The 24,167-nt window shown below is 61.3% G+C and carries 25 protein-coding genes; 12 read left to right on the plus strand and 13 right to left on the minus strand.

The window, feature by feature from the left end; all coding sequences use genetic code 11:
* Window positions 1-31: 31 nt before the first annotated feature.
* From FIU85_RS00490 to FIU85_RS00505, 4 genes are all read right to left on the minus strand, one after another.
* The gene (locus tag FIU85_RS00490) at window positions 32-823 is read right to left on the minus strand and encodes a methyltransferase domain-containing protein (RefSeq protein WP_152495465.1); all 792 of its coding nucleotides are present in this window, start codon (window positions 821-823) and stop codon (window positions 32-34) included.
* 110 nt (window positions 824-933) lie between these two features.
* The gene (locus tag FIU85_RS00495) at window positions 934-1,815 is read right to left on the minus strand and encodes a DMT family transporter (protein WP_152495466.1); all 882 of its coding nucleotides are present in this window, start codon (window positions 1,813-1,815) and stop codon (window positions 934-936) included.
* Between the two features lie 73 nt (window positions 1,816-1,888).
* Entirely contained in the window at window positions 1,889-2,302 is a 414-nt protein-coding gene (locus FIU85_RS00500) for a Fur family transcriptional regulator (protein WP_152495467.1), read from the minus strand.
* Between the two features lie 74 nt (window positions 2,303-2,376).
* Window positions 2,377-3,078, minus strand: a complete 702-nt coding sequence (locus tag FIU85_RS00505; protein WP_152495468.1) for an endonuclease/exonuclease/phosphatase family protein — start codon at window positions 3,076-3,078, stop codon at window positions 2,377-2,379.
* A 38-nt stretch (window positions 3,079-3,116) separates the two neighbouring features.
* Here FIU85_RS00505 and FIU85_RS00510 point away from each other — a divergent pair, with 38 nt between their 5' ends.
* A complete protein-coding gene (locus FIU85_RS00510) occupies window positions 3,117-3,773 on the plus strand; it encodes a hypothetical protein (RefSeq protein ID WP_152492556.1) in 657 nt (218 codons plus the stop codon).
* 2 nt (window positions 3,774-3,775) lie between these two features.
* On the opposite strand, the gene FIU85_RS00515 is transcribed toward FIU85_RS00510, so the two are convergent.
* From FIU85_RS00515 to FIU85_RS00540, 7 genes are all read right to left on the minus strand, one after another.
* A complete protein-coding gene (locus tag FIU85_RS00515; RefSeq protein WP_152495469.1) occupies window positions 3,776-5,212 on the minus strand; it encodes a YdiU family protein in 1,437 nt (478 codons plus the stop codon).
* A gap of 31 nt (window positions 5,213-5,243) precedes the next feature.
* Complete coding sequence (locus FIU85_RS00520) at window positions 5,244-5,690, minus strand: GNAT family N-acetyltransferase (protein WP_152492554.1); 447 nt, start codon at window positions 5,688-5,690, stop codon at window positions 5,244-5,246.
* Window positions 5,687-6,628: a nucleoside hydrolase gene (locus tag FIU85_RS00525; protein ID WP_152492553.1), complete on the minus strand. Its 942-nt coding sequence runs from the start codon at window positions 6,626-6,628 to the stop codon at window positions 5,687-5,689. Before FIU85_RS00525 ends, FIU85_RS00520 begins: the two co-directional genes overlap by 4 nt.
* A 104-nt stretch (window positions 6,629-6,732) precedes the next feature.
* On the minus strand, window positions 6,733-7,917 hold the full coding sequence (locus FIU85_RS00530) for a VWA domain-containing protein (protein ID WP_152495470.1): 1,185 nt from the start codon (window positions 7,915-7,917) through the stop codon (window positions 6,733-6,735).
* A gap of 7 nt (window positions 7,918-7,924) precedes the next feature.
* Complete coding sequence (locus FIU85_RS21845; protein WP_172978086.1) at window positions 7,925-8,092, minus strand: hypothetical protein; 168 nt, start codon at window positions 8,090-8,092, stop codon at window positions 7,925-7,927.
* Between the two features lie 16 nt (window positions 8,093-8,108).
* A complete protein-coding gene (locus tag FIU85_RS00535; RefSeq protein WP_152492551.1) occupies window positions 8,109-9,464 on the minus strand; it encodes a DUF2927 domain-containing protein in 1,356 nt (451 codons plus the stop codon).
* A 351-nt stretch (window positions 9,465-9,815) separates the two neighbouring features.
* Window positions 9,816-10,655, minus strand: a complete 840-nt coding sequence (locus FIU85_RS00540) for a MoxR family ATPase (protein WP_152492550.1) — start codon at window positions 10,653-10,655, stop codon at window positions 9,816-9,818.
* Window positions 10,656-10,858: 203 nt separating this feature from the next.
* Here FIU85_RS00540 and dksA point away from each other — a divergent pair, with 203 nt between their 5' ends.
* Window positions 10,859-11,281, plus strand: a complete 423-nt coding sequence (gene dksA, locus FIU85_RS00545) for an RNA polymerase-binding protein DksA (RefSeq protein WP_152494486.1) — start codon at window positions 10,859-10,861, stop codon at window positions 11,279-11,281.
* 71 nt (window positions 11,282-11,352) lie between these two features.
* Window positions 11,353-12,537: an FAD-dependent monooxygenase gene (locus FIU85_RS00550; protein ID WP_152495471.1), complete on the plus strand. Its 1,185-nt coding sequence runs from the start codon at window positions 11,353-11,355 to the stop codon at window positions 12,535-12,537.
* A gap of 89 nt (window positions 12,538-12,626) precedes the next feature.
* Here the strand turns inward: FIU85_RS00550 and xth are convergent, their stop codons facing one another.
* Window positions 12,627-13,409 carry an exodeoxyribonuclease III gene (gene xth / locus FIU85_RS00555; protein WP_152492548.1) on the minus strand — a complete coding sequence of 261 codons (783 nt, stop codon included), beginning with the start codon at window positions 13,407-13,409 and terminating at the stop codon, window positions 12,627-12,629.
* A 322-nt stretch (window positions 13,410-13,731) separates the two neighbouring features.
* Between xth and FIU85_RS00560 the strand changes: the two genes are divergently transcribed.
* From FIU85_RS00560 to FIU85_RS00570, 3 genes are read left to right on the plus strand one after another with little or no spacing between them, the layout of a single operon-like run.
* Window positions 13,732-14,079, plus strand: a complete 348-nt coding sequence (locus FIU85_RS00560) for a DUF6749 family protein (RefSeq protein WP_152492547.1) — start codon at window positions 13,732-13,734, stop codon at window positions 14,077-14,079.
* Window positions 14,080-14,121: 42 nt separating this feature from the next.
* On the plus strand, window positions 14,122-15,195 hold the full coding sequence (locus FIU85_RS00565) for a hypothetical protein (RefSeq protein ID WP_152495472.1): 1,074 nt from the start codon (window positions 14,122-14,124) through the stop codon (window positions 15,193-15,195).
* A complete protein-coding gene (locus FIU85_RS00570; protein ID WP_152495473.1) occupies window positions 15,192-16,094 on the plus strand; it encodes a DMT family transporter in 903 nt (300 codons plus the stop codon). The genes FIU85_RS00565 and FIU85_RS00570 overlap by 4 nt, the downstream gene beginning before the upstream one ends.
* 1 nt (window position 16,095) lies before the next feature.
* Here FIU85_RS00570 and FIU85_RS00575 read toward each other — a convergent pair whose 3' ends face one another.
* Window positions 16,096-16,422 (minus strand): iron-sulfur cluster assembly accessory protein, encoded by a 327-nt coding sequence (locus FIU85_RS00575; RefSeq protein WP_152492544.1) that lies wholly within the window; start codon window positions 16,420-16,422, stop codon window positions 16,096-16,098.
* A gap of 77 nt (window positions 16,423-16,499) precedes the next feature.
* Between FIU85_RS00575 and FIU85_RS00580 the strand changes: the two genes are divergently transcribed.
* The 6 genes from FIU85_RS00580 (at window position 16,500) to FIU85_RS00600 (ending at window position 24,164) form a co-directional block, all read left to right on the plus strand.
* Window positions 16,500-17,669, plus strand: coding sequence for a deoxyguanosinetriphosphate triphosphohydrolase (locus tag FIU85_RS00580; protein WP_152495474.1), 1,170 nt, complete (start codon window positions 16,500-16,502; stop codon window positions 17,667-17,669).
* Window positions 17,670-17,672: 3 nt separating this feature from the next.
* Window positions 17,673-19,505, plus strand: coding sequence for a sodium:proton antiporter (locus FIU85_RS00585; RefSeq protein WP_152495475.1), 1,833 nt, complete (start codon window positions 17,673-17,675; stop codon window positions 19,503-19,505).
* Between the two features lie 63 nt (window positions 19,506-19,568).
* Entirely contained in the window at window positions 19,569-21,314 is a 1,746-nt protein-coding gene (gene argS, locus FIU85_RS00590; RefSeq protein WP_152495476.1) for an arginine--tRNA ligase, read from the plus strand.
* A 150-nt stretch (window positions 21,315-21,464) separates the two neighbouring features.
* Window positions 21,465-22,379, plus strand: a complete 915-nt coding sequence (locus FIU85_RS22235; RefSeq protein WP_254702963.1) for an SPOR domain-containing protein — start codon at window positions 21,465-21,467, stop codon at window positions 22,377-22,379.
* A gap of 26 nt (window positions 22,380-22,405) precedes the next feature.
* Complete coding sequence (gene nagZ / locus FIU85_RS00595; RefSeq protein WP_254702964.1) at window positions 22,406-23,383, plus strand: beta-N-acetylhexosaminidase; 978 nt, start codon at window positions 22,406-22,408, stop codon at window positions 23,381-23,383.
* Entirely contained in the window at window positions 23,376-24,164 is a 789-nt protein-coding gene (locus tag FIU85_RS00600; protein WP_152495478.1) for a ScpA family protein, read from the plus strand. Before nagZ ends, FIU85_RS00600 begins: the two co-directional genes overlap by 8 nt.
* Window positions 24,165-24,167 lie beyond the last annotated feature (3 nt).

Here is a 24,167-nt window from a genome sequence, read left to right on the forward strand (position 1 = left end):
TCAATCCCGGCCGAGAGCGGTCAGGATGCGCTCAGGTCTTGTCGATACGCATGGCGGGCAGGCCGGTTTCGGGACACTCGAAAAAGGTGGCACCGTGTCTGGTGCGCATATGCTCCATGAACGTGCGGGCCGCTGCCCGTGTTTCCGCCGTCTTTGGATGTGCCGGGTTAAGGACCAGTCCAATTGAGCAGCGCGCAATCCGCAACATTTCGTCAATCGCGTCATACCAGTACTGGACGGGTCCGTAGGCGTCGATTGCCTGATGGCACAGAACAATGTCGAAACTGTCGTCAGCAAATCCGTAGGGCAGGCTACGCCCGTCGAAATGGCGGCACTCGATGCCCAGAATCTCGTGTATCGCGGCATAGGAGTCACGAACATTGTTGAACCCATCCGGTTGATAAAAGTCACAAACCGTCACGTCATGGCCGAAGTGACTGAACACTTCGTAGGTTCCGCAGGCGCCCGCCGAAAGATCTATGATGGTTCTGGGTTCGGCCGAACCGTCGACAAGTTCTGGAAAGAGTATGTTGGCACGAACCAGTTCCCTCAGGTTGTTGAGAGCGCGGAAATGGTACTTCAAAGGTATGCCCGCTCTCACGCGTGCGAGAATGTCGATCTCGTAGGACCGCACCAGTTCTTTGGAAACCGCCACATCATTTTCGTCGAGCCACCGTGCCAAGGTGCCGACCCGGCGCAGCCAGATACCGCGCTTTCCCTTGGCGAACTTGCGCTCTGCGACGCGTGGTGCCTGCAGGTTTGCCAAGTTGTAGCCCTCGGTTTCGGTGGTGACAAAAGCTTCCGCGAGTTTTTGAGCCTGCATCGATTTTCCATTATTTTTGTTTACTGCTTCGCAGAGAATAAGCGCTGCCTTGGGCGCCGTGAAAATTCAAAATGCGTGGGAGTCCAATTATCCTGCCGGGCGTTGCATTCTTACGCAGCCAGCCGTGCCTGCCTGGCGAGCCGCCGTTCGCGCAGAAACGTGTAGAGGCCGGTAGAGATAATCAATGCCGCGCCAAGTATCGTCAGCATGTCGGGCCGTTCGGAAAACACCACGACGCCGACAAAGAGGGAAAACAACAGCCGCGTATAGCGAAAGGGTGTCACGACCGCGGCGTCGCCCATGCGCATGGCCGCCACGATACCGTAATACCCGAATGCGCCAAAGACGATGCCGCCGCCGATCATGGACCAAAGCGCGGGCGTCAGCGTGGAAACGCTTTGGGGACCGAGCGTGACAAGAAACAATCCCGCCGGGACAACCGCGGCAAAGCCCTGGAACGAGACGACCGTGGAGGAAACCTTCACATCAATGCGCCGCGTAATGAGGTCTCGCGCGGCGACGCAAGTCACCGACACAAGCACCAGCAACGCCGCGGGGTCGAACCCCTCCAGGCCTGGCCTAATGATTAGCAGCACGCCCATGAACCCGATCAGGATTGCGCTCCACCTGCGCCAACCGACATCTTCTTTCAGGAATATCGCGGCGCCCATGGTGATGAAGAGAGGCGTGGCCTGAAAAACCGAAGCAACGACGGAAATGTCGACGAGTGATAGCGCCGTGGTGAAGGCCAGCGCCGCACCCGCCTCGCAGCAGGCGCGCACAATCAGCGGCGTACGCCAGGCGTCGCGGGCGAACAAGTTATGCCCGCCAAGACGCGCCATGATCGCAAACACCGTAGCGCTGCCCAGCCCCAGGAAGAACAGGATTTGCCCAACGGAGATATCCGCGGACAACTTCTTGATGAACATGTCCTCGACGGTGAAAGCCGCCATGGACAATACCACAAGAAGTATTCCGCGAATGTTGTCCATAATCTCCGCCCGACAGCCCCGCCGGAGCGATAGGCGGCTTTCAACGCAGAGACAAGCCGATAGCGGCCGCCAACTACTCTTTGCGGATCGGCACGCCGTAGAGTTCGAGCTTGTGACCTTTTAACTCGTAGCCCAGCTTGGCGGCGATCTTTTCCTGCAATTGTTCGATTTCGGGATCGACGAACTCGATGACCTCACCCGAGTGCATGTCGATCAGGTGATCGTGATGATCGCGTTCGGCATCTTCGTAACGTGCGCGCCCATCGCCGAATTCCAGTTTCTCGATGATTCCGGCTTCTTCGAAAAGTTTCACTGTCCTATATACCGTGGCGATCGAGATTTTTGGATCGCGGCCGCTCGCCCGCGAATAAAGCTCTTCTACATCCGGATGATCATCCGAATTTTCCAGAACCATGGCAATGGTGCGTCGCTGGTCGGTCATCCGCAGGCCCTTGGCCTCGCAACGGTCGATGATGGTCTCTGTCATGCCGGCCTTCTGTGCGTATCCGGGGCGTTGGATAACGGGAACGCTTCTGGAAATCCAGAGTTTTGACGGCCCGATCACTGCGACTGTTCGAGGTCGGCCCAGACCGGCAGGTGATCAGAGGCGATATGCGCGGGCTTCTCGCGCAAGGTGCCAGTCGCCACTGTCGCAAGCGTGGCCGAATGCGCGATCCGGTCAAGCCGCGCCAAGGGGCGCGGGGCGGGGTAGCTGGGAGGCGTCAGGGCAAACGAGACACCGCGTGCCGCAGAATCGATGGCGGCACGATTCCCCCACTCGTTGAAGTCCCCGGCAAGGATAAGCGGCATCGAGGGACGCCGGGCGACGTGACGCAGCACGGCCTTGATCTGAAGAAGGCGATAGCGGCGCACCAATCCCAGATGCACCCCGACAACGCGTAAAGGTCCAAGTCGCGTTTTCATCTCGGCCAGTATCGCGCCACGCGGTTCCAGACCGGGCAGATCAAGATGCTGGGTGTGTAGAACGCTCAGGTCCGCGCGCACCAGCATCGCATTGCCATGCCATCCCAAAGACCCACCGGGTGCGCCGAATGGCAGGATTTTCCATCCATCTCGCTCGACCAGGTCATGGGGCAGGGCCGCGGGGCGCGGCGGCAGGCGCTTGTCTACCTCCTGCAACACCACGATGTCCGCCCCGAGGGAATTGATCACCTGAAGGCTTCGATCCGGCCGGCGGCGCATGTCCAGACCCACGCATTTCTGCAGATTGTAGGTTGCAATTCTCAGGCGCGGCATTTTCATGCTAACACGTTGGCAGGAGCCGTGACGGAGCGTACCCCATGTTTGCAGATCAGACTTGGCTGGCGCGGATCATATGGCTGGCACTGGCCGGGGCAGTCATATGGGCGGTGGCTTTGCTGCGTTTCGAACTTGCTTTCGTTGCGTTGGCAACTTTGGGCCTGTCGATGGCTCCGGTGGTCGTGGCCAACTGGGCCCAGGTGCATGTTCCTCCGACATTCGTCGCGGTCGTGGTCATCTTCGTTGCGGCAACGCTTTTTCTTGGCGAAGTCTTCAATTTCTACGAACGGTTCTGGTGGTGGGACATCGCCATGCATGGCACCTCGGCCGTCGCGTTTGGTCTGATCGGCTTTGTGCTCGTCTTCATGATGTTCCAGGGCGATCGTTTCGCCGCACCGCACCTGCAACTCAGTTTTCTCGCATTCTGTTTTGCCATGACCATCGGGACTGTCTGGGAAATCTTCGAATTCGCGATGGATCAGGCTTTTGGGCTGAACATGCAAAAGTCTGGCCTGGACGACACGATGGGCGACCTCATCATCAACACGGTAGGGGCGCTTTTGGGCGCGGCAGCCGGGTATGGTTATCTCAAAGGCCGTCATGTCGGTATCGGATCCTTCATCGACGAATTCGTGCGCCGCAATCCGCGATTTTTCCGCAGGCTGCGCCGAAACCGCGACAAGAACCGCTCAAGCTAGGCTCAGGTTCCACAGAACGTCTGCTGGACCACCTCGGACGGCTCGGGCGGGCGCGCCAGATCCCGAGCGTCGTCCCGGGGTTGGTACGGGTCCGACAAGACGTCAAGCATCCGATGGAAGGGAGCGAGATCCTCGCCCAGTGCCGTCTGGATCATCTGCTCGACCCTGTGGTTGCGCGGGATGTAGACCGGATTTGCCTCCTTCATGGAGCTTACCGGATCCTGTTCCTGTTCCTGTTCCTGTTCCTGCTCCAGGCGCCTGGACCATTCCGTTTCCCAGGTATCGAAGTCACCGGGATCAAGGAACTGATCCCGCGCCTTGCCGTCACTCAAGGCGCGGAAGGTATTGGTGAAATCGGCCCTGTTGGCGGCCATCTTGTCCAGCAACGATACGATCAGCGGCTCGTCCTCGACCGAAGCGTCCGCAAGTCCGATCTTTCGGCCGAAGCGCTTGCGCCACGCTATGTGAACTTGCTCCGGCATTGCATGCACGGTCTTGGTGAATTCCTCCACAGCCTCGTCCTGGTCCGGCATCAGGGGCACCAGCGCAGTTGCCAGCTGCGCCATGTTCCAGACGATCACATTGGCTTGGTTGGCAAAGGCATACCGGCCGTGCATGTCGATGGATGAAAACACCGTGTCGGGATGGTAGGTGTCCATGAAAGCGCACGGGCCATAATCGATTGTCTCACCGGACAGCGTGGTGTTGTCGGTGTTCATGACGCCGTGAATGAAACCAAGCGACATCCACTGCGCAACAAGTTCGGCCTGCCGCGCCATTACCGCCCGAAGTAGCTCGTGGGGGCCTTCGACATCCGGATAATGCCGATTCACGACATACTCGAAAAGGTCCTTCAAGCCGGCAATGTCGCGGCGCGCGGCAAAGAACTGAAACGTGCCGACGCGGATGTGGCTCCGGGCCACGCGGGTCAGCACGGCACCGGGCAGGGCGCCGGTTTCGCGGAAAACCTGCTCTCCGGTCAGGGTGGCGGCCAACGCGCGGCTGGTGGGGACGCCGAGCGCGTGCATGGCCTCGCTCACGACGTATTCCCGCAGAACCGGACCGAGCCAGGCCCGCCCGTCTCCCATGCGGGAATAGGGTGTCGGACCCGAACCCTTCAATTGTATGTCAAAGCGGTCGCCATTCCGCGCGACCTCGCCCAGCAGATTTGCCCTGCCGTCGCCAAGCTGTGGAGAGAACCCGCCGAACTGGTGACCTGCATAGGCCTGCGCCAGTGGATCGGCCCCGTCCGGCAGGGCATTGCCCGAGAAAATCTGCGCCATCTCCTCGTCGGATCCCGGTGTGATCCCAAGCTCATGCGCAAGAGCTTGGTTGAAAGCGATCAATTTGGGTGCCTTGACCGGCGCCGGGTCTTGGCGCGTGTAAAAGCGTTCGGGCAGGCGGCTATAGGAATTGTCGAAAGGAATCTGCAGGGTCATGCCTGAAACATAGGTGCATTTTGCCCCGACGCTAGAGCTTGCGCGTCATCAGCATGTAATTCTCCCGCGACTCGAACCGCAGTTTTTCATAGACCCGGCGCGCGGCTTCGTTGCCCCGGTCGACCTCCAGATGGATTGCTTTCATGCCTGCCTTCGCCAAGGTCTTGGGCAACGCCAAAAGGATTTCCGATCCGATACCACGGCCTCGCACACCCGGCCGGATGAAGATTTCGTCCACGAACCCGTCGAGGCCGCCGAACTCCACGGACCAGCCAAAAGTGACGATCACGTATCCGATCGGCGCGCGTCTCGGTCCGGCCAGATAGACGCAACCGTGGGGCGATCCTTCCAGCAGCGGCGTAAGCGCCGCCCGACGGGTCGCCTCGTCCTGGGCAATCCCTTCTTCGGCATGGAACGCCGCCACCAAAGGCACCAGACGATCCAGGTCTTCCAGCGCGGCAAGGGTCAGTTTGGTCATAGACGTGCAAGCCTTTCGGTCAGCAGCGAAAAAAAGCCATCGGCGTCAACGTCCCCGATGAACAGCGCGTTGGGCGCGCGATCTGTCACGCCCCACCAGTCGGCGACGGTCATGCCCAGGGTCAGGTCGGACGTCGTCTCGATCTCGACATTGATATGCCTGCCGGAGAACAATTCTGGCCTCATGAGGTAAGCCGTGGTGCAGGGATCGTGCAGCGGCGCGCCTTCCGAGCCGTATTTTTCGCGGTCGAACCGTTCGAAGAAATCGGTCATCTCGGCGACCGCTTCGCCCACACGGTTCCCGATGGCTCGAAAGGCATCGTTGCGCGCCCGGGTGACCAGCGCCTTGTGCGTGACGTCAAGCGGCATGACCACAAGTGGGGCACCCGAGCCAAAGACACGTGCCGCGGCCTCCGGATCCACGTGGATGTTGAACTCCGCTGCGGGCGTGATGTTGCCCACCTGGAAATAAGCGCCGCCCATCAGAACGACCTCTGCGACGTTGCCCGCCACATCCGGTGCCTGCTCGAAGGCCGCCGCGATATTCGTCAGCGGTCCGATGGGAACAAGGGTAACGCTGCCTTTCGGTTCGGAGCGCAATGTTTCGATGATGAAGTCCACCGCATGTTTTTCCTGCAACGGCATGACGGGATCGCTCAGAACCGGCCCATCCAGCCCCGTCTTGCCGTGCACATGTTCGGCCGTGATCAAGTCACGCTTCAGGGGGCGGTCGCAGCCTGCAAAGACCTTGATATCCCGTCGCCCGGCAAGCTCGCAGACGATGCGGGCGTTTCTGGTCGTCAGGCCCAGCGGCACGTTACCCGCCACGCAGGTAATGCCAAGCACCTCGATCTCGTCAGGGCTTGCCAGCGCCAACAGGATGGCGACGGCGTCATCCTGCCCCGGATCGGTGTCGATGATGATCTTGCGCGGAGCCATGCGCAGTCCCTGTCACGCCGGGCTGCCCTTGTCCACTGGCCTTGCTTTGGTTGGCAGAAATACTCCGGATGAGACGCGGAAGAACCCGCGTATCGACCTTGTGGTCAGCGGCCCAGTTCCTTCATGCCGTTTTCGATGCCGGCCAGTGTCATCGGCACCATGCGGCCCTCGAAGATATCGCGGATCATGCCGATAGAGTGCGTATAGTCCCAGTATTTCTCGGGCACCGGGTTGATCCAAAGATGTTCGGGCCATTGGGCACGGGCCCGGTTCAACCAGACCTGACCCGCTTCGGCGTTCCAGTGCTCGTTGGCGCCGCCAGGATACGCGATCTCGTAGGGCGACATCGAGGCATCGCCGACGAAAATGCACTTATAGTCCGGGCCATAGGTTCGCAGCACTTCGTCGGTCGGTGTCTGCGCGTCCCAGCGGCGGCGATTGTCGCGCCAGACGCCTTCGTAGAGACAGTTGTGGAAATAATAGTATTCCAGATGCTTGAACTCGGCCCGCGCGGCGGAAAAGAGTTCTTCCACCAGCTTGATATGCGGGTCCATGGAGCCGCCCACATCGAGAAACAAAAGTACCTTGACCGCATTGCGCCGCTCGGGCCGCGTCTTGACGTCGAGATAGCCATGCTCGGCGGTGGCGCGGATTGTTCCGTCAAGGTCCAGTTCCTCTTCGGCCCCGTCCCGCGCCCAGCGTCGCAGGCGCTTGAGCGCGACCTTGATGTTGCGCGTGCCCAGTTCGATCGTGTCATCGAGGTTGCGGAACTCACGTTTGTCCCAGACCTTGACCGCCCGCCGGTGCCGGCTTTCCTTTTGCCCGATCCGAACGCCTTCTGGGTTGTAGCCATAAGCGCCGAAGGGCGATGTGCCTGCCGTGCCGATCCACTTGTTCCCGCCTTGGTGGCGGCCCTGCTGCTCTTTCAGGCGCTCTTTGAGCGTCTCCATCAGCTTGTCGAACCCGCCTAGCGCCTCGATCTCGGCGCGTTCTTCTTCGCTCAGGTGCTTTTCCGCCAGCTTCTCCAGCCATTCCTGGGGGATTTCGACCGCGTTCAGAACGTCGCTCGCGCTGATCGCTTCAAGCCCCTTGAAACTGGCGGCGAAAGCCTGATCGAAGCGGTCGATCAGGCGCTCGTCCTTCACCATCGCGGACCGTGCGAGGTAATAGAACCCCTCGATGTCATAGGTCACAAGCCCGGCGTTCATCGCTTCCAGGAACGTCAGGTATTCGCGCAGCGACACAGGCAGGCCCGACTTCCGCAGATTTTCGAAGAAGGGCAGGAACATCGTTACCTCAAATGGACATGCGGTGGATGACCAGTGTCGCGAAAAGTCCAAGCAAGGTAAAGATCAGGCCATAGATCGTGGCATAGAGCAAGATGTCCGCCACGCGCCCCTTGCGCCGCCACGCGGTGAATGCACCCAGGCTGATGCCCAGGATGGCCCCGAAAACTACGATCATGTTTTTTCCCGTCAGATCACTTCAAAGGGCTGAGCGACGAGATTTCGCGCAGTTTGGCCCGCACCGCCCAGTCCGCGCCGAAGCCGTATCGCGCCCAGCCGATACTGTCCAGCCGTACGGACTGCGCCTCCGCGACGCGGCCTTCGAGGTCAAGCGCCTCGGCCCGCAGCAGCATAAGCGTCGACAAAAGCGCTGCATTCTCGTGACGTTCGGCAATGGCCAGGTGAGGAGACAGGATGGCGAGCGCCAAAGTGCCGTTGCCTTCGCCGATCGCGAACGCGGCGAGCTGGGAGGCGGAGTAGGCACGATGCAACTCCGTACCCGGTGTCTGGCTGTAGAACCTCTCCGCAAGTCGGAAATGCTCGAACGCGGTGTCGGGCTGGCTGTCTTGGGTCAGCCGCCCCATGGCGAAATGCGAGAAAGCCCGGCGATGGTCGTGCCATCCCATGGCGTCGGCGATGCGCAACGCCTCGCCCGCGGCCACGACCCGCTGCGAATGTCCGGCTCCCGGGCCGAGCGCGGTTTGAACCGCTTTGACCCAGGCGCGGGGAGTCGAGGAAACTTGGCGCGGCGGAATGCTGTCACCCCGTGGATTGAGCCGCGACAGGATCGAGGGCAGGCGTGCCGCAACCTGCGCGCGGGTCATCCCCGAGTGCAACTCGGGCGCATAATAGGTCCGCAAGATCAGCATGTCGAAGCCGGTCAGGACGGTATGCACATTGTCATCGTTGAATACGCTGTCAGGCAGGCGATAGAGGTCGTTCAGAGGCCCGAGCGCCTGCGCCACTTCCTCATGCAGGCAGTCGCGCACTTCCTGAGGAGACGCATCGTTGGGAAGAAAAATCGCGATCTTCTCGCGCTTGATCAGCTTGCTCCAGTTTGTCAGGCGTTTGTTTCTTGCCGCGCGGTAGTCGGACAGGCGGCTGATGTTCGGGACGACAAAGCAGGCTGCTTTGGGCAGATGCCGGCGAATTTGCGCGCGGGGAACGGCTTCGATGGTGATGTTGGCGGTCTCAGATCGCACCCGCGCGATGTCGATCTGCGCCTCGGTCCGCAACCGATGGACCAGCCGATTGAGGTCCGGGATCAGTGTCGATGGCGGTTTGCCCGTGACGCGAATGGAAATCGGCCCCTCGAAACGCGAGAAGTTCTGCAATTTGCGACCGGATTCCAGCTGAAAGGACAGTTCGAGAAAGTCGCGCCCGATGTCCGTGTTCGAACGTGTCGGTGCAACTGGCCTGGGCGCAGAGAACGACTTGAGTGCCGGCAATGACGCCGTGGATTGTGTTGCGGCTCGTGACGGCATTTCGCTGGACGGACTGGGGACGCATGCGCCCAGCATGAGGAACAGTGGAAGTATGACGCGGCGCATGTGGTCCCCGATGCCTGTAAATTCCCAAGTGGCAGAGAACCCCGTCGCGGAAAGCCTGCCGTCCTTCGATGTCTTCCCAAGGGCTGATGCGTGTCGTTTCCCGCACGCGAATGTGCCCTGCTGCTGAACAAACCTACCGGACGGTACTGGAAATCGCCTCCTACTTCGTCTCGGGTGAGGAGCAAAAAAGGTAAAACTGTGGCCTAATCGCCAGTCAGCGGCGCCTCAGCCGAAAGATCGCCGCCAGTTTTTCAAGCAAGGTGCCGTGAGAATGATCTGCGCGTTTCACGTACCTTAGGCGTGGGACACGTATCTGACGGCAACGTCTGCCACGGCTTTCGCGAGGCGGCCCTACCTTTGGCGTCGCGCCATGAAGGCCAGCCGCTCGAAGAGATGCACATCCTGTTCGTTCTTCAACAGCGCACCGTGTAGCTTGGGCAGGGCGTCGGCGCCATTGCGTTTCAGGTCCTCGGCGCTCAGGTCTTCGGCCAGGATCAGCTTCAGCCAGTCGAGCACTTCCGATGTCGATGGCTTCTTCTTCAACCCGGACTGTTCGCGAATGTCATAGAACTGGGTCAGCGCCTCGGTCAGGAGCTTCTCTTTGATGCCCGGATAATGCACTTCGACGATCTGCTTCATGGTCGCGACGTCGGGAAAACGGATATAGTGAAAGAAGCAGCGTCGCAGAAAAGCATCCGGCAGCTCCTTTTCGTTGTTCGACGTGATGATGACGATCGGGCGCTGTGCCGCGCGAACAGTTTCGCCAGTCTCGTAGACGTGGAATTCCATCCGGTCGAGTTCCTGCAGCAGGTCGTTCGGAAACTCGATATCCGCCTTGTCGATTTCATCGATCAACAGAACGAGCTTCTGGTCGGCCTCGAACGCCTGCCATAGCTTTCCCTTGCGGATGTAGTTGCGCACGTCGTGCACGCGTTCTTCGCCCAGCTGGCTGTCGCGCAGGCGTGACACCGCGTCGTATTCGTAAAGACCTTGCTGCGCCTTGGTCGTGGACTTGATGTTCCACTCCAGCATCGGCACCCCAAGCCCTTTTGCGACCTGCCGGGCCAGCTCGGTCTTGCCCGTCCCCGGTTCTCCCTTGACCAGAAGGGGCCGCTCCAGCGTAACGGCGGCGTTCACGGCGACGGTCAGGTCGTCGGTGGCGATATAGGCATCGGTGCCTTCGAATTTCATGGGCTTCCCTTTTCTTGAGGATGTCGGCGTAACGCATGGTCTGCATGGAATTTTCGCTGCACCCTAGTGTCTTGGAGAATTCACATCAATGGCGGGCAATTGTGTAGTGACAATCCGGCAAGGCGCGTGTAATTGCACGCCACAAGGTGGATTTCTTTGGGGGAAGTTGGGTGACCGACGCCGACCTGAAAGAGGGAATGGACATGAAACAGGACGTTGTTCTGTCGGAGGACTATACTCCGGCCGAAGACGAGCCGTTCATGAATGAACGGCAAGTCGAGTATTTTCGTCGCAAGTTGCTGAACTGGAAGAGCGAACTTCTGGAGGACAGCCGCGACACCATCGAAGGGCTTCAGGACGGCACCCGCGCCATTCCCGACGTGGCGGACCGCGCCAGCGAGGAAACCGATCGTGCGCTGGAACTTCGGACGCGAGATCGTCAGCGCAAGCTGGTGGCGAAGATCGATGCGGCGCTGCGCCGGATCGACGAAGGTGAGTACGGGTATTGCGAAGTGACCGGCGAACCCATCAGCCTCAAGCGCCTCGACGCCCGCCCGATCGCCACGATGAGCCTCGAAGCGCAGGAACGCCACGAGCGGCGCGAAAAGGTCCACCGCGACGACTGAAGCGCTGGAATTTTCCTGAAGACCGAGCGCCGGAGCCAAGCTTCGGCGCTTTGCGCTTTCAAGGGGCGGCCATGAACATCACGACTTTGAAATCCGTCGTTATCGGCGGCGGGATCGCAGGCCTCGCGGTGGCACTTGTTTTGCGCCGCGCCGGCGCCGAGGTCCGTGTGCTGGAGCAGGCGCCTGAAATCGGCGAAGTCGGAGCCGGCCTGCAGATCAGCCCGAACGGCTTTGTCGTCCTGGAGAAGCTTGGGCTTGGCAATGCCCTGCGCGCCAAATCGGTACGCGGCCAGGCGGTGCGCCTTCGGGACTACAAGGGGCATGACGTGGTTCGGCTCGACCTCGCCCGGCTGCCCTGCGGAGACTACCATTTCGTTCATCGCGCGGATCTGGTGGATATCCTCGAGCGCGCCGCGCGCAATGCAGGGGTCGAGATCGCGCTTGGCCAGCAGGTCGCATCGGTGCACACGGGGCAGGGGGCGTCCGCGACCCTGGGCGACGGGACAGTGGTCGAAGCTGATCTTCTTGTCGGCGCGGATGGATTGCAATCGCATGCACGCCAAGCCCTGAATGGAACGGTTGCACCGTTCTTCACACGGCAGGTGGCGTGGCGTGCCCTTGTGACCGAAACCGGCGCAGAGCCCGAAGCGCAGGTCTTCATGGGACCGCATCGTCACCTCGTGACCTACCCCCTGCGCGGCGGACGGTTAAGGAATATCGTGGCGGTTCAGGAACGCGCGAACTGGCACGAGGAAAGCTGGCACACTGAGGACACTCCCGAAAACCTGCGGGCTGCCTTCGGAGATTTCTGCCCCGACGCCTTTGCTCTGCTCGAACGGGTCGAGCGCGTGCATCGCTGGGGGCTGTTCCGGCACCCCGTTGCCGGCAAATGGTTTGCCGGTGGCGTTGTTCTGTTGGGCGACGCGGCGCACCCGACGCTCCCGTTCATGGCGCAAGGGGCCAACATGGCGCTCGAGGACGCGTTTGCGCTTGGTCGTTGCCTGCAGGAAGGCGAGGACTTGAACCGCGCTCTTGCGGCGTATCAGCAGATGCGGGCGGACCGTGTCCGCCGTGTCGTCGAGACGGCCAGCGGCAACGCGTGGAAGTACCATCTCAGCTTTCCGCCGCTACGGCTTGCCGCACATACCGCACTCCGGCTTGGAGGAGCGCTTCTGCCGGGGCGCGTGGTCGGCCAATTCGACTGGATCTACGGCTACGATGTGACCACGGACGAAATCCAAAGCGATTCGCGATAAACCTGGATCACAGCTTACCCGCCAAACGCGGCACAACAGCCAACCGTTGCACGCGTTTCGCTGATGGCTCAGGTCAAAAGCAAAACACTTTACACGTCCAGTTCCACCCAGATCGGGACGTGATCCGAGGGCTTTTCACGTCCGCGGATGTCCTTGTCTATTGCGGTGTCGGTCAGCCTGTCGGCGGCTTGAGGGCTCAACAGGAAATGGTCGATGCGTATCCCGTCATCCCGGTTCCACGCGCCAGCCTGGTAGTCCCAGAACGTGTAATGTCCGGGACCCTGCACGCGAGCACGGAACGCTTCCGTGAATCCCATGGCCACAAGTTCGCGAAAGGCCGCGCGGCTCTGAGGAAGCGCCAGGGCATCTTCACGCCAGGCCTCGGGACGTTTGGCATCTTCGTCCTGAGGAATGACGTTGTAGTCACCGGCCATCAGGAATGGTTCCTCGGTCGCCAGCAATTCGGCCGCGCGCGCTTTCTGACGCGCCATCCAGGCCAGCTTGTAGTCGTATTTCGGGCCCGGTGCGGGGTTTCCGTTGGGCAGGTACAACCCGCAAATGCGCAGCGACGTCGCCTCGCCCATCACGGTCGCTTCTATCCATCGGGCCTGCTCATCCTCATCATCCCCTGGCAGGCCGCGCTGGACGTCCTCCAGCGGATGTTTCGACAAGATCGCGACGCCGTTGAACCCTTTCTGACCGTGGGTTTCGACGTTGTATCCACGCTCTTCGAAAGGCGCGTGGGGAAAACCTTCATCGACCGTCTTGATCTCCTGCAGCACCGCCACATCCGGCTGAGCCTCGTCCAGCCAGTTGGTCAAGGCGTCGAGCCGCGCCTTGATGCCGTTGATGTTGAAACTGGCAATCTTCATTCAGGCCTCCTGATCTGGCTTGATCTATCGCGCAGCGGCGCGCGGGAGGCAAGCGGGCTTGGTCATTTCGTTAGCGTAATTTCCGGGGGGTGATTCGGCTCAGTTTGGAAACAGAAAGCAAGATATCCACAGCTTTGTGGCCCTGTGGAAAACAATTTTTTACGGGCGCTGCAAAGCAGCGCCCGTAAATACAGGCAAGGCTGTCCTAAAAAAGTTAACGGACAAGGTCGCCTGTGGATAACTCGCTTTCCGAGAAAATCTGTTTGAAAGTCCCGTTTTGCGTGTAACCGTTTTAGGTGTTGACCAAACAAGGAGACTACCGATGGTTGCACTGCTCAAAGCTCAAACCGCCTTCGAAACAAAGCCCAACGAGACCAGCCTGCACGACGGCGGCGCGGTCGAGGCGTTCACTTCTTCGCTCCACGCCTCCGGCGACATGCTGGACGGTTCTCAGACCGAAATGTTCACGTCCAGCCTGGCCCCGGTTGCCGAGACCAGCCGCATGACGGGCGACGCCGTCGAGGCGTTTACGTCCAGTCTTGCGCCGCGTGCGACGTCCGACGCAGGTGCCGGCGACTCGGTGGAACTCTTTACCTCCAGCCTTGGCCCGGTACGCGCCGCGCGCGCGGATGAAGGCGAGGTTGTCGGCGCCTTCACGTCGAGCCTGTAAGCTCCGGGCGGAACGGAACTAGAACACAAGGATATCAGACCCATGGGATCCGTCGTACACCTCGATATTCCGTTCCGCCAAACCACGCGGCAGGCGCGACAAAGCGCACTGATCCAATGCTTCGCCCGTGAGCGCCGGCCCGAGACCGATGTCTTCTGGCTCAAGGAGAACGCCGAAGTCCTGAACATCATGGTCAGCACCGGCACGACCTTGCCGCGCGAGGCGTTGAGTCCGTTCGATGCCGTCTACGACTCGCTGGACCGGCGCCTGGGCTTTTTCCCGCAATACTACAGATTTCTGCTGTCGCTTGGCCTGGACCTTGAAGACCTGGGCCTTGCCGGGACAAAGGCATCCCGGGCGGCCGAATGGGTGGCGTCCGAAGGATTGGTCGGCGCGGAACTTTCGGACCTTCAGCGCGCCGAGGCCCGGCGGCTGTGCTTGCGCCGTGGCGTTGATCCGGTGTCGGGTGATGCCGGGCTTGACGACCGCCTGCGGGCTTTCGGAAGCCGTAGGGCGACCTTCGCGCTGCCGAACAAGAAAGCGGCGTACGAACTTACGCATATCGTGTTCTACCTTTCAGAGTATGGCCAACGCGACCCTGACTTGCCCGCGGCCTTCGTCGAAAGCCTGACATTCGCCGGCACGATCGCCTTTCTCGAAATGAACCTGGACCTGCTCGCCGAGGTTTGCATCGCGCTGCGGTTCGCGGGGCAGGTCCCTCCCCAGACATGGGAGCGTTGGCTTGCCGCTCAGGCCAGGAATTTCGTACTCGAGGCCGACGCGACGGGCTGGATGTCGGACGACTATCACCCGTACCTGATGGTCCAATGGTTCCTGACGACCGCAGGCTTGGGCGGTTTTGGTGCTGCCTTGCCGGAAGGTGGCGTGCGCTTCACGGCGCCAAAGCCCCACGCGGCCCCGCTGAGAGAGCTGTCCGAATGCATCTATCGCCTGGACGGTGTGCGCAATAGCGACTGGTCCGCGATGCGCCACCTTGTCGACCCACATCTGTCGCTGGAGGCGCGCGACGTTGTCGAGGCCGCCGAAAGTGCCATCGACTTCGATGCATTCTTTCACGATTTCTCGCGCGCGTCGGCGCAGGAGCTTTTGGCGTGACGGGGCGCGCAACCGAAGTTGTGGCCCTCGGGGTCGTATTGACTGTCGCGTATACCCTGCTGATCACCGGCGCCGACGCCATAACCAAGCTGTTTTCGGCCAATTATGCAGCTCCGCAGATGTTCGCCTTTTCCGGTGGGCTGGTGGCACTGTTCTGCCTGCTTGTAGGTCGGAAGTCGGCAGGTACGACCGTTCTGAAAACGCGATGCCCCCGGGTGATGGCCCTGCGGGCCGTTGCGACGGTCATTGGCACTTGTGCCTTTTTCTATGCTTTCAAACTCTTGCCCTTTGCCGAGGTCTTCCTGTTCATCGCCATCATCCCGATCCTCGCCGCCCTGCTGTCGCGTCTCGTGCTGCAAGAACGGCCGGGCGGGCAGGTCTGGGGAGCGCTGCTGTTGGGTCTGGTAGGCATGACAACGCTGTTCCCAAGCGGCTTTCACAGCTTCGGAACAGGCCATCTGGTTGCGTTACTCGCGGTGACGATGGGGGCGATCTCAATGGTCTCGTCGCGATACATCGGACAGCGTGATCCGGCAGGATTGTTGTCACAGGTCTTCTATCCAAACGCCGCCTTGATGGCAGTCATGGCCTGTGTCTTGCCCTTCGTGTTCGTGCCGATGGGATGGGGCGACGTGATGTGGATCGTCTGCTATGCCTCGCTTCTCTTCGCTGCGAGGTGGGTGCTGGTGGCCGCGCTCAGAATACTGCCGGCTTATGTCGTCACGCCACTGATGAACCTGCAATTCCTCTGGATGGTGGCACTCGGCACGGTAGCTTTCGGAGAGCCGACCGGAGCCGGCGTGTTCTTTGGCGCGTCACTGCTCATCCTCGCGGGGGCCTGGTTGGTGTGGGATCAGGTGCGAACGCCGCTGCCGAAAGCGGCGGTGCCCGCCGAGTAGGTCACATCGAGAACGACGTGCCGCAGCCGCAGGCGCTCGTGACGTTCGGATTGTCGATCGTGAAGCGCGCACCGATCAGCTCTTCAGTGAAATCAATCGTCGCGCCCGCAAGGAAGGGTAGCGAGACGCTGTCCACGACCACCTTCTGACCTTCTGCGCCTTCCAGCACCAGGTCATCGCCCGTGGGCGCGTCCAGCTTGATGTCGTATTGAAAACCGGAGCAACCGCCGCCTTCGACGGCGACGCGCAAGGCCTGACCCTGCTCACCGGCACCGATTTCAGCAAGGCGTTCATAGGCGCGTTGCGTCACTTTGGGGGGCATCTGCATCTGGCGATCCTCGAGGTTTCTTTGCAGTTCATCATCGAATATACGAACGCTGGGACAGGACGACAAGGAAACAGGCGATGCATACCCCTTATGCCTCGGACCCGGCGTGCGCTCGGGCGCGGCTCTACCCAGAAGAAGAAAGCGCGTTTCGGTCGTGTTATCAGAGGGATAGGGATCGTATCATCCATTCCAGCGCCTTCCGCCGCCTCAAGCACAAAACTCAGGTTTTCGTCGAACATGAGGGCGATTATTTCCGCACGCGGCTGACACACTCGATCGAGGTTGCGCAGGTCGCGCGCACGATTGCGGGTGCGCTCGGGCTTAACGTGGAACTGACCGAAGCGGTGGCCTTGGCTCATGACCTGGGCCACACGCCATTCGGCCATACTGGCGAAGACGCGCTTGACAGGCTCATGTCGGATTATGGCGGCTTTGATCACAACGCGCAGGCGATCCGTATCGTCACGTCGCTGGAACGCCACTACGCCGAGTTCGATGGGCTCAATCTCACCTGGGATACGCTCGAGGGCATCGCCAAGCATAATGGTCCGGTGACGGGTGCGCTTCCATACGCGCTTGCGGACTATAACGCAAAGCACGACCTCGAACTGCACACCTATGCGAGCGCCGAGGCACAGGTGGCCGCACTGGCTGATGACGTGGCATACAACAATCATGACCTGCACGACGGCCTCCGTGCCAGGCTCTTCACCGAGCAGGAAATCGCCGAGCTGCCGGTTGTGGGCGCCTGTTACCGCGAGGTCGACACGAAATATCCCGGCCTTGATCCGTATCGCCGTCGCCACGAGGCGCTGCGGCGCGTCTTCGGTGTGATGGTGACAGACGTGATCGAGACCTCTCACGCCATCCTTCAACAGGCCGCGCCGCCAGACCCTCAGGCCGTCCGTGACCTCGGGCGTCCGGTCATCCGGTTTTCCGACCGGATGTGGGCCGACTTGCAGGTGATAAGGTCGTTCCTTTTCAGGCGGATGTACCGGGCTTCTAAAGTGGTGGAGATGCGCAGCCGTGTTACAAAAGTGGTCGAGGACCTCTTTGCGTTCTACATGTCGCATCCCGACTTTCTTCCGAAGCGCTGGCGCCAGGACGTGGCTGATGCCCCGGACCGGACGGCACTGGCGCGGCTGGTCAGTGACTACATCGCGGGAATGACGGACCGTTTCGCGCTCGAGGCTCATGCGCGGTTGTTGGGCGGAGACGCCGGTATGACTGAAAGAAAAGGAATATAGCGCATGGCGACAGGTGGCACGGAGGGCGCGCTCGATCCGGTCATGGCGGTGGCGATGGTCGGGGCGCTCGGCGTCGGAGCGCAATGGATCGCTTGGCGCTTGCGGATGCCCGCAATTGTCCTAATGCTGGCTGCGGGACTGCTGGCCGGTCCTGTGTTCGGCGTTTTCGACCCGTCGCGCGATATCGGCACGCTCATGGGCCCCATGATTTCCATCGCGGTGGCGATCATCCTGTTCGAAGGCGGCCTGACGCTTGATTTCCACTCGCTTCGCGGGGCAGAGCAGGGGGTCAAACGGCTAGTATTCCTCGGCGCTCCGGTAGGCTGGATCGGCAGCGCCCTGGCGCTGCATTACGTCGGGGGGCTCAGTTGGGAAAGTTCCGCTGTCTTCGGTGGCATCATGATCGTGACGGGACCGACGGTGATTGCGCCACTATTGCGTCAGGCGCGACTGAACCGCCGCCCGGCCCAATTGCTGCAGTGGGAAGCCATCGTGAACGACCCGATCGGCGCACTGGCGGCTGTACTGGCCTTCGAGGTGATCGTCGTGTCCGCAAGCGCAGGCAGTTTCGGCCTTGCCGCATGGCAGATCCTGCGCGGAATCGTGGTGGCGGGCGTTCTCGGATGGGCAGGCGGCTGGATCCTGAGCGAGGCGTTTCGGCGGGGTAAGGTGCCGGAATACATGAAGGTGCCGGTGCTCTTCAGCATCCTGTTGGGTATTTTCGCGCTGACCGACTACATCCTTCACGAAAGCGGGCTGCTGGCGGTGACGGTGATGGGCGTGGTGATCGCGAACGCAAACCTTCCAAGCTACACAGAGCTGCGCCGTTTCAAGGAACATGCGACGATCCTGCTGGTCTCGGGGGTGTTCGTTCTGCTCGCCGCCAACATGGATATGGAAACCCTGCGCCTCATCAACTGGAATGCCGTTGCGATGGTGGCAGTGGTCATCCTCCTGGTACGCCCGATGACGGTCTTGTTTTCTCTGGCCTTCACCAACATCCCTTTCCGGGAACGCCTTCTGGTGGGTCTGACCGGACCACGCGGGGTGGTTCTCGTGGCCGTTGCGGGCCTTTTCGGAGAGCGCCTGGTGGCGGAAGGCGTCGAGGATGCCGCGTTCCTCACGCCCTTCGCATTTGCGCTGGTGGCTGCCACGGTGGTTCTGCACGGGTTCACGCTCGCTCCGCTGGCGCGATGGCTGGGGCTTGCCGGAAAGGGCCAGCCCGGCGTTCTTTTGTCCGGGGGCTCTCAGTTCGCCACCTCCTTAGCGAAGACACTGCAAGAGCTCGAGGTGCCCATCCTGATCACCGACACCAACCGAGCGCGCCTGAGAAGTGCGCGCGAGGCCGGATTGCCGGTCTTTTTCGGCGACGTGTTGTCCGAAGCTGCCGAGCATAGTGCCGAGATCATGAAATACGGCGTCGTGCTCGCGATCAGTGACAACGATGCCTACAACACGCTCGTTGCCACCGACTTGGCACCCGAATTTGGTCGAGAAAACGTCTATCAACTGGGCCGTGCCAAGCAGGACAGCAAGCGGCACGAACTTCCCGCATCGCTGGGCGGCCGGATCGTTGCACAAGGTCGCGGCTATACCGAACTTGCAGGCAAGATGGTCCAGGGTTGGGAAGTCCGGGCGACCAACCTGACCGAGGACTACACCTTCGAAGACTGGCAGTCGCAGAATGACGGAGGCATTCCGCTGGCGACCCACAGCCAAACCGCCGGACTGCGCATTCTGTCGGAAACCTCCAAGGTCGAGAGCGAGGGCGAGTTCAAACTCATCTGGCTTGGCCCGGCGCGAGAGGAAAGGGCCGCCGCGTCGGCGTCTGCATAGACCCGCGCGGATTGACGTGGCCGGTTCTGGTGATAAACCGGCGCGGAAACGAAGGATTATCCGATGAACCTGTTTACCGAGATCCGCGCCAGCGTCCTTGCCGCCCTTGATACGATGCAGAGCAGGGGCGAATTGCCGGATGACCTGGACATGGCGAATGTGACCGTCGAGCCGCCTCGGGATGCCGCGCATGGCGACATGGCGACCAACGCGGCCATGGTTCTTGCCAAGCCGTCAGGTCAAAAACCGCGCGATATCGCTGAGAAACTCGCGACTTTGCTGGCGGCCGACGACCGTATTGAATCTGCCGAGGTCGCCGGTCCGGGATTTTTGAACCTGCGTCTGGCCAACTCGCTCTGGCAGGACGTTGTGCGCGCCGCGCTTCAGGGCGGAGAGGCCTACGGGCGCTCGGAACTGGGCAAGGGCAAGCGCGTCAACGTCGAGTACGTGTCGGCCAACCCCACAGGCCCCCTGCACGTTGGCCACACGCGTGGCGCCGTCTTTGGCGATGCCCTGGCCAGCCTGCTAGATTATGTCGGCTACGAGGTCACCCGCGAGTATTACATCAATGACGGTGGCGCCCAGGTGGATGTCCTCGCCCGCTCCGTTTACCTGCGCTACCTCGAAGCGCACGGGCAAGAGATCGCCTTCGAGGACGGCACTTATCCGGGTGACTACCTCGTGCCTGTGGGCGAGGCGCTGAAGGAAAAGGTCGGCGACGACTACGTGGGCCAGCCCGAGGACGTGTGGTTGGCCGACGTGCGCGATTTCGCCACTGACGCCATGATGGCGCTGATCCGCGAGGACCTAGACGCACTCGGCGTGCGCATGGATGTGTTCTACAGCGAAAAATCCCTCTACGGCACCGGCCGGATCGAGCAGGCGCTCGATGCTCTGCACTCCAAGGGCTTGATCTACGAAGGCGTGTTGGAGCCACCCAAGAGCAAGAAGCCCGAAGATTGGGAGCCGCGAGAACAGACGCTGTTCAAGTCCACCGCGCATGGCGATGACGTGGATCGCCCGGTCAAGAAGTCCGACGGGGACTGGACCTATTTTGCGCCGGACATTGCCTATCACTACGATAAGGTCGAACGCGGGTTCGATGCGCTGATCGACGTGTTCGGCGCCGATCACGGCGGTTATGTCAAGCGGATGAAAGCCGCGGTGAGCGCGCTGACGGACGGGCGGGTGCCGCTCGACATCAAGCTGACCCAGCTGGTCAAGCTCTACAAGGACGGCCAGCCGTTCAAGATGTCGAAACGGGCAGGGACCTTCGTGACCCTGCGCGATGTGGTCGATCAGGTAGGCGCGGATGTGACCCGCTTCGTGATGCTGACCCGCAAGAACGACGCCCCGCTCGACTTCGACTTCGACAAGGTTCTGGAGCAATCCAAGGAAAACCCGGTCTTCTATGTCCAGTACGCCTATGCCAGGATCTCATCGGTGATGCGCAAGGCGCGCGAGGCCGGTATCGAGGTCGACGACGCGACGCTCGCCGCGGCGGATCTTTCGGTGCTGCGCGACACGGCACAGCTTGCCGTGGCCAAGAAGCTGGCCGAGTGGCCGCGTCTTGTTGAAATCGCCGGACGCACGAACGAGCCGCACCGTGTGGCCTTTTATCTCTACGATCTTGCCAGCGACCTGCACAGCCTTTGGAACCGCGGCAACGACGTGCCAGAGCTGCGTTTCCTCGAAGAGGCCGATACAGCCGGGTCTCAGGCGAAAATCGCCCTGGCACGAGCCGTAACCGTTGTTATTTCCGCCGGTCTTGGTATCTTGGGTGTAACCCCGGTCGAAGAAATGCGGTAGAAAAACCGCGCCCGCACCGGGGATCAGGCAGTAATCCAAGCCGGCGGCCAAGTATCGCCGGAGGTAGCGAGGCGAGCAATGGCACAGATGCAGGGTACCCCCGGCGATATGGGGGGCAATCGGCGGATATCATTCCAGAAACTCACCAATATGGCAGGGGCTGCTATCTCTTTGGCTCTCGTGGTCGGTATCGGGGTCTGGGGCTACAAGATTCTTGTGCGCGATGTCAGCGGCGTACCTGTCGTTCGCGCCGCCGAAGGACCGATGCGCATTCAGCCCAAGGACCCGGGCGGTGCGACCGCCGAACATCAGGGCCTTGCGGTGAACGGCGTGGCCGCGGACGGCTCTGCTGCCAAACCGGCCGACCGTCTCGTGCTGGCACCCGAACCGCTGACGCTAAGCCTTGAAGACACGCCGCAATCGGAATTGAGGGTCTCCGCTGCCGCCGACGCGCCTGCTGACGCCGCCGACGAGGTGTCACCCCGGGCAGAGGCCCAGGATGCAGTCGAGTCCGACGAAGACGCGGCGACGCTGGCGGCTCTGAACACGCTGGCCGATGAATTGTCCGAAGGCGTGGAGCCGATGACGCCCCTGGCGTCGACCGAAAGCTCCGACAACGACGCCGAAGCGTCAGCCGAACAGGAAGCCGAGCCTGAATCCGAGCGCACCGCGGCTCTGTCCTCCGGGGGCCTTGGCCGCTCTCTTCGTCCCAAGGCACGCCCGGCCCAGATGGCAAGTGTCGAGGATGCCGTTGCTGCAAGTGTCGCGGCCCAAGCGGCAGCCGCACCGGAAGTGGATCCCGACAGCATTCCGGTCGGCACCCGCATGGCACAGCTTGGTGCGTTCGAAAGTGCCGCGGTCGCGGAACAGGAATGGGCCAAACTCTCCAAGCGGTTCTCGGAATACCTGGACGCCAAGCAGCGCGTGATTCAGAAAGCGCAAAGCGGAGGGCGGACTTTCTACCGCCTGCGGGCAATGGGCTTCACAGATCTCAGCGACGCACGGCGCTTTTGCTCGGCCTTGGTCGCGGAGAAGGCCGATTGCATCCCGGTGGTGACGCGTTGACTTCGCTTAGCGCCACGATCTTGGGCGTGGCCGGTACGGAACTGACAGCGGACGAGGCGGCGCTTTTCAAAGAGGCGCGGCCCTTCGGTTTCATTCTTTTTGCACGCAATATCGAGACCCCGGACCAAGTGCGCGCTCTGTGCGACAGCTTGCGCAAGGCGGCCGGCCACGAGGCCCCGATCCTGATTGACCAGGAAGGGGGACGCGTTCAGCGCCTGCGCGGTCCGGTCTGGCGCGAGTGGTTGCCACCGTTGGAACAGGTACAGCTTGCCGGTTCGCGTGCCGAGGACGCGATGTACGCTCGCTACCGGATCATCGCGCATGAACTGCTGGAATTGGGGGTAGACGCCAACTGTGCACCTCTTGTCGACATCGCGACACGGCAAACGCATCCATTCCTGAAAAACAGATGTTATGGACATAGTGCCGATACGGTGGCGAAGGTTGGCCGTGCGGTGGCGAATGGTCTTCTTGACGGTGGCGTATTGCCGATCGTCAAGCACATCCCCGGTCACGGCCGAGCCCAGGTTGACAGCCACCTTGACCTGCCTGTCGTCGAGACGGATTTCGAAACGCTTTCGGATACCGACTTTCGGCCGTTCGCAGCGTTGAATGACCTGCCCATGGGAATGACTGCACATCTTGTCTATACGGCCTGCGACACGCGTCCCGCCACGACCTCGCCCGAAATGATGCGCGTCATTCGCGACCGCATCGGCTTTGACGGGCTGATCATGACCGATGATATCTCGATGAAGGCGCTCAAGGGCGACCTGGCCGAACTTTCCCGACAGTCGCTCGCGGCCGGCTGTGACGTGGTCCTTCATTGCAACGGTGACTTTGATGAGATGACCGCTGTCGTCGGGGCCTCCGGGGCGCTTGAAGGCGACGCACGCCTTCGGGCCGATGCAGCGCTTGCCGCTCGAAAAGGCCCGGTCGAGGTTGACATTCCCGCGCTTGAGGCAAAGCTGACCGAACTGCTACACGGTCGGGGCAATGTCTGAAGACGCGTTCGAGGAAACAGATAGGATCGAGAGCGTAAGCGACCGCATGGCGGCCGAAGCGCTGATCGTGGACGTGGACGGCTACGAGGGGCCGCTTGACCTGCTGCTGACGCTCAGCCGCACGCAGAAGGTTGACCTGCGCAAGATATCCGTTCTGCAACTGGCCGAGCAATATTTGGCATTTGTCGAGCGCGCCAAGGCGCTGCGCCTGGAATTGGCCGCGGACTATCTGGTGATGGCGGCCTGGCTCGCGTTCCTCAAATCTCGGCTTCTTCTTCCACCCGATCCCGCTGAAGAAGGCCCGTCGGGCGAAGAGCTGGCCGCGCACCTGGCGTTCCAGCTGGAACGCCTGCAAGCTATGCGCGAGGCGTCAGCCAGGCTGATGGGGCGCGACCAGTTGGGACGCGACTTCTTTGCCCGTGGCCTGCCCGAGGACGTTACCCGCATTCGTCGCGTGCAATACACCGCCACGCTTCTCGACCTCATGCAAGGCTACGCGCGGATCCGCACCCGGGATGAGTTTCGGCCCTACGCGTTCGACCGCGAAGCGCTGTTCACCCTGGAACAGGCGCTTGACCGAATGCGGGGGCTGATCGGGTTCGCAGGCACATGGACCGATATCGCGTCCTACCTGCCGGAGGGTTTTACCTCCGATCCAGGACGCCGGCGCTCTGCCACGGCGTCGACCTTTGCCGCGGCCCTGGAGCTGACGAAGGAAGGCAAGGTAGAACTGCGCCAGTCCGAGGTTTTCGCTCCGCTGGAATTGCGGCGAAAGGGATAGCGC

The sequence above is a fragment of the Roseovarius sp. THAF8 genome, from assembly GCF_009363735.1.
Taxonomy (GTDB): domain Bacteria; phylum Pseudomonadota; class Alphaproteobacteria; order Rhodobacterales; family Rhodobacteraceae; genus Roseovarius.

Coding starts and splice junctions, on each gene's coding strand:
- FIU85_RS00490 (WP_152495465.1), bottom strand. CDS start 823: ATGCAGGCTCAAAAACTCGCGGAAGCTTTTGTCACCACCGAAACCGAG.
- FIU85_RS00495 (WP_152495466.1), bottom strand. CDS start 1,815: ATGGACAACATTCGCGGAATACTTCTTGTGGTATTGTCCATGGCGGCT.
- FIU85_RS00500 (WP_152495467.1), bottom strand. CDS start 2,302: ATGACAGAGACCATCATCGACCGTTGCGAGGCCAAGGGCCTGCGGATG.
- FIU85_RS00505 (WP_152495468.1), bottom strand. CDS start 3,078: ATGAAAATGCCGCGCCTGAGAATTGCAACCTACAATCTGCAGAAATGC.
- FIU85_RS00510 (WP_152492556.1), top strand. CDS start 3,117: ATGTTTGCAGATCAGACTTGGCTGGCGCGGATCATATGGCTGGCACTG.
- FIU85_RS00515 (WP_152495469.1), bottom strand. CDS start 5,212: ATGACCCTGCAGATTCCTTTCGACAATTCCTATAGCCGCCTGCCCGAA.
- FIU85_RS00520 (WP_152492554.1), bottom strand. CDS start 5,690: ATGACCAAACTGACCCTTGCCGCGCTGGAAGACCTGGATCGTCTGGTG.
- FIU85_RS00525 (WP_152492553.1), bottom strand. CDS start 6,628: ATGGCTCCGCGCAAGATCATCATCGACACCGATCCGGGGCAGGATGAC.
- FIU85_RS00530 (WP_152495470.1), bottom strand. CDS start 7,917: ATGTTCCTGCCCTTCTTCGAAAATCTGCGGAAGTCGGGCCTGCCTGTG.
- FIU85_RS21845 (WP_172978086.1), bottom strand. CDS start 8,092: ATGATCGTAGTTTTCGGGGCCATCCTGGGCATCAGCCTGGGTGCATTC.
- FIU85_RS00535 (WP_152492551.1), bottom strand. CDS start 9,464: ATGCGCCGCGTCATACTTCCACTGTTCCTCATGCTGGGCGCATGCGTC.
- FIU85_RS00540 (WP_152492550.1), bottom strand. CDS start 10,655: ATGAAATTCGAAGGCACCGATGCCTATATCGCCACCGACGACCTGACC.
- dksA (WP_152494486.1), top strand. CDS start 10,859: ATGAAACAGGACGTTGTTCTGTCGGAGGACTATACTCCGGCCGAAGAC.
- FIU85_RS00550 (WP_152495471.1), top strand. CDS start 11,353: ATGAACATCACGACTTTGAAATCCGTCGTTATCGGCGGCGGGATCGCA.
- xth (WP_152492548.1), bottom strand. CDS start 13,409: ATGAAGATTGCCAGTTTCAACATCAACGGCATCAAGGCGCGGCTCGAC.
- FIU85_RS00560 (WP_152492547.1), top strand. CDS start 13,732: ATGGTTGCACTGCTCAAAGCTCAAACCGCCTTCGAAACAAAGCCCAAC.
- FIU85_RS00565 (WP_152495472.1), top strand. CDS start 14,122: ATGGGATCCGTCGTACACCTCGATATTCCGTTCCGCCAAACCACGCGG.
- FIU85_RS00575 (WP_152492544.1), bottom strand. CDS start 16,422: ATGCAGATGCCCCCCAAAGTGACGCAACGCGCCTATGAACGCCTTGCT.
- FIU85_RS00580 (WP_152495474.1), top strand. CDS start 16,500: ATGCATACCCCTTATGCCTCGGACCCGGCGTGCGCTCGGGCGCGGCTC.
- FIU85_RS00585 (WP_152495475.1), top strand. CDS start 17,673: ATGGCGACAGGTGGCACGGAGGGCGCGCTCGATCCGGTCATGGCGGTG.
- argS (WP_152495476.1), top strand. CDS start 19,569: ATGAACCTGTTTACCGAGATCCGCGCCAGCGTCCTTGCCGCCCTTGAT.
- FIU85_RS22235 (WP_254702963.1), top strand. CDS start 21,465: ATGGCAGGGGCTGCTATCTCTTTGGCTCTCGTGGTCGGTATCGGGGTC.
- FIU85_RS00600 (WP_152495478.1), top strand. CDS start 23,376: ATGTCTGAAGACGCGTTCGAGGAAACAGATAGGATCGAGAGCGTAAGC.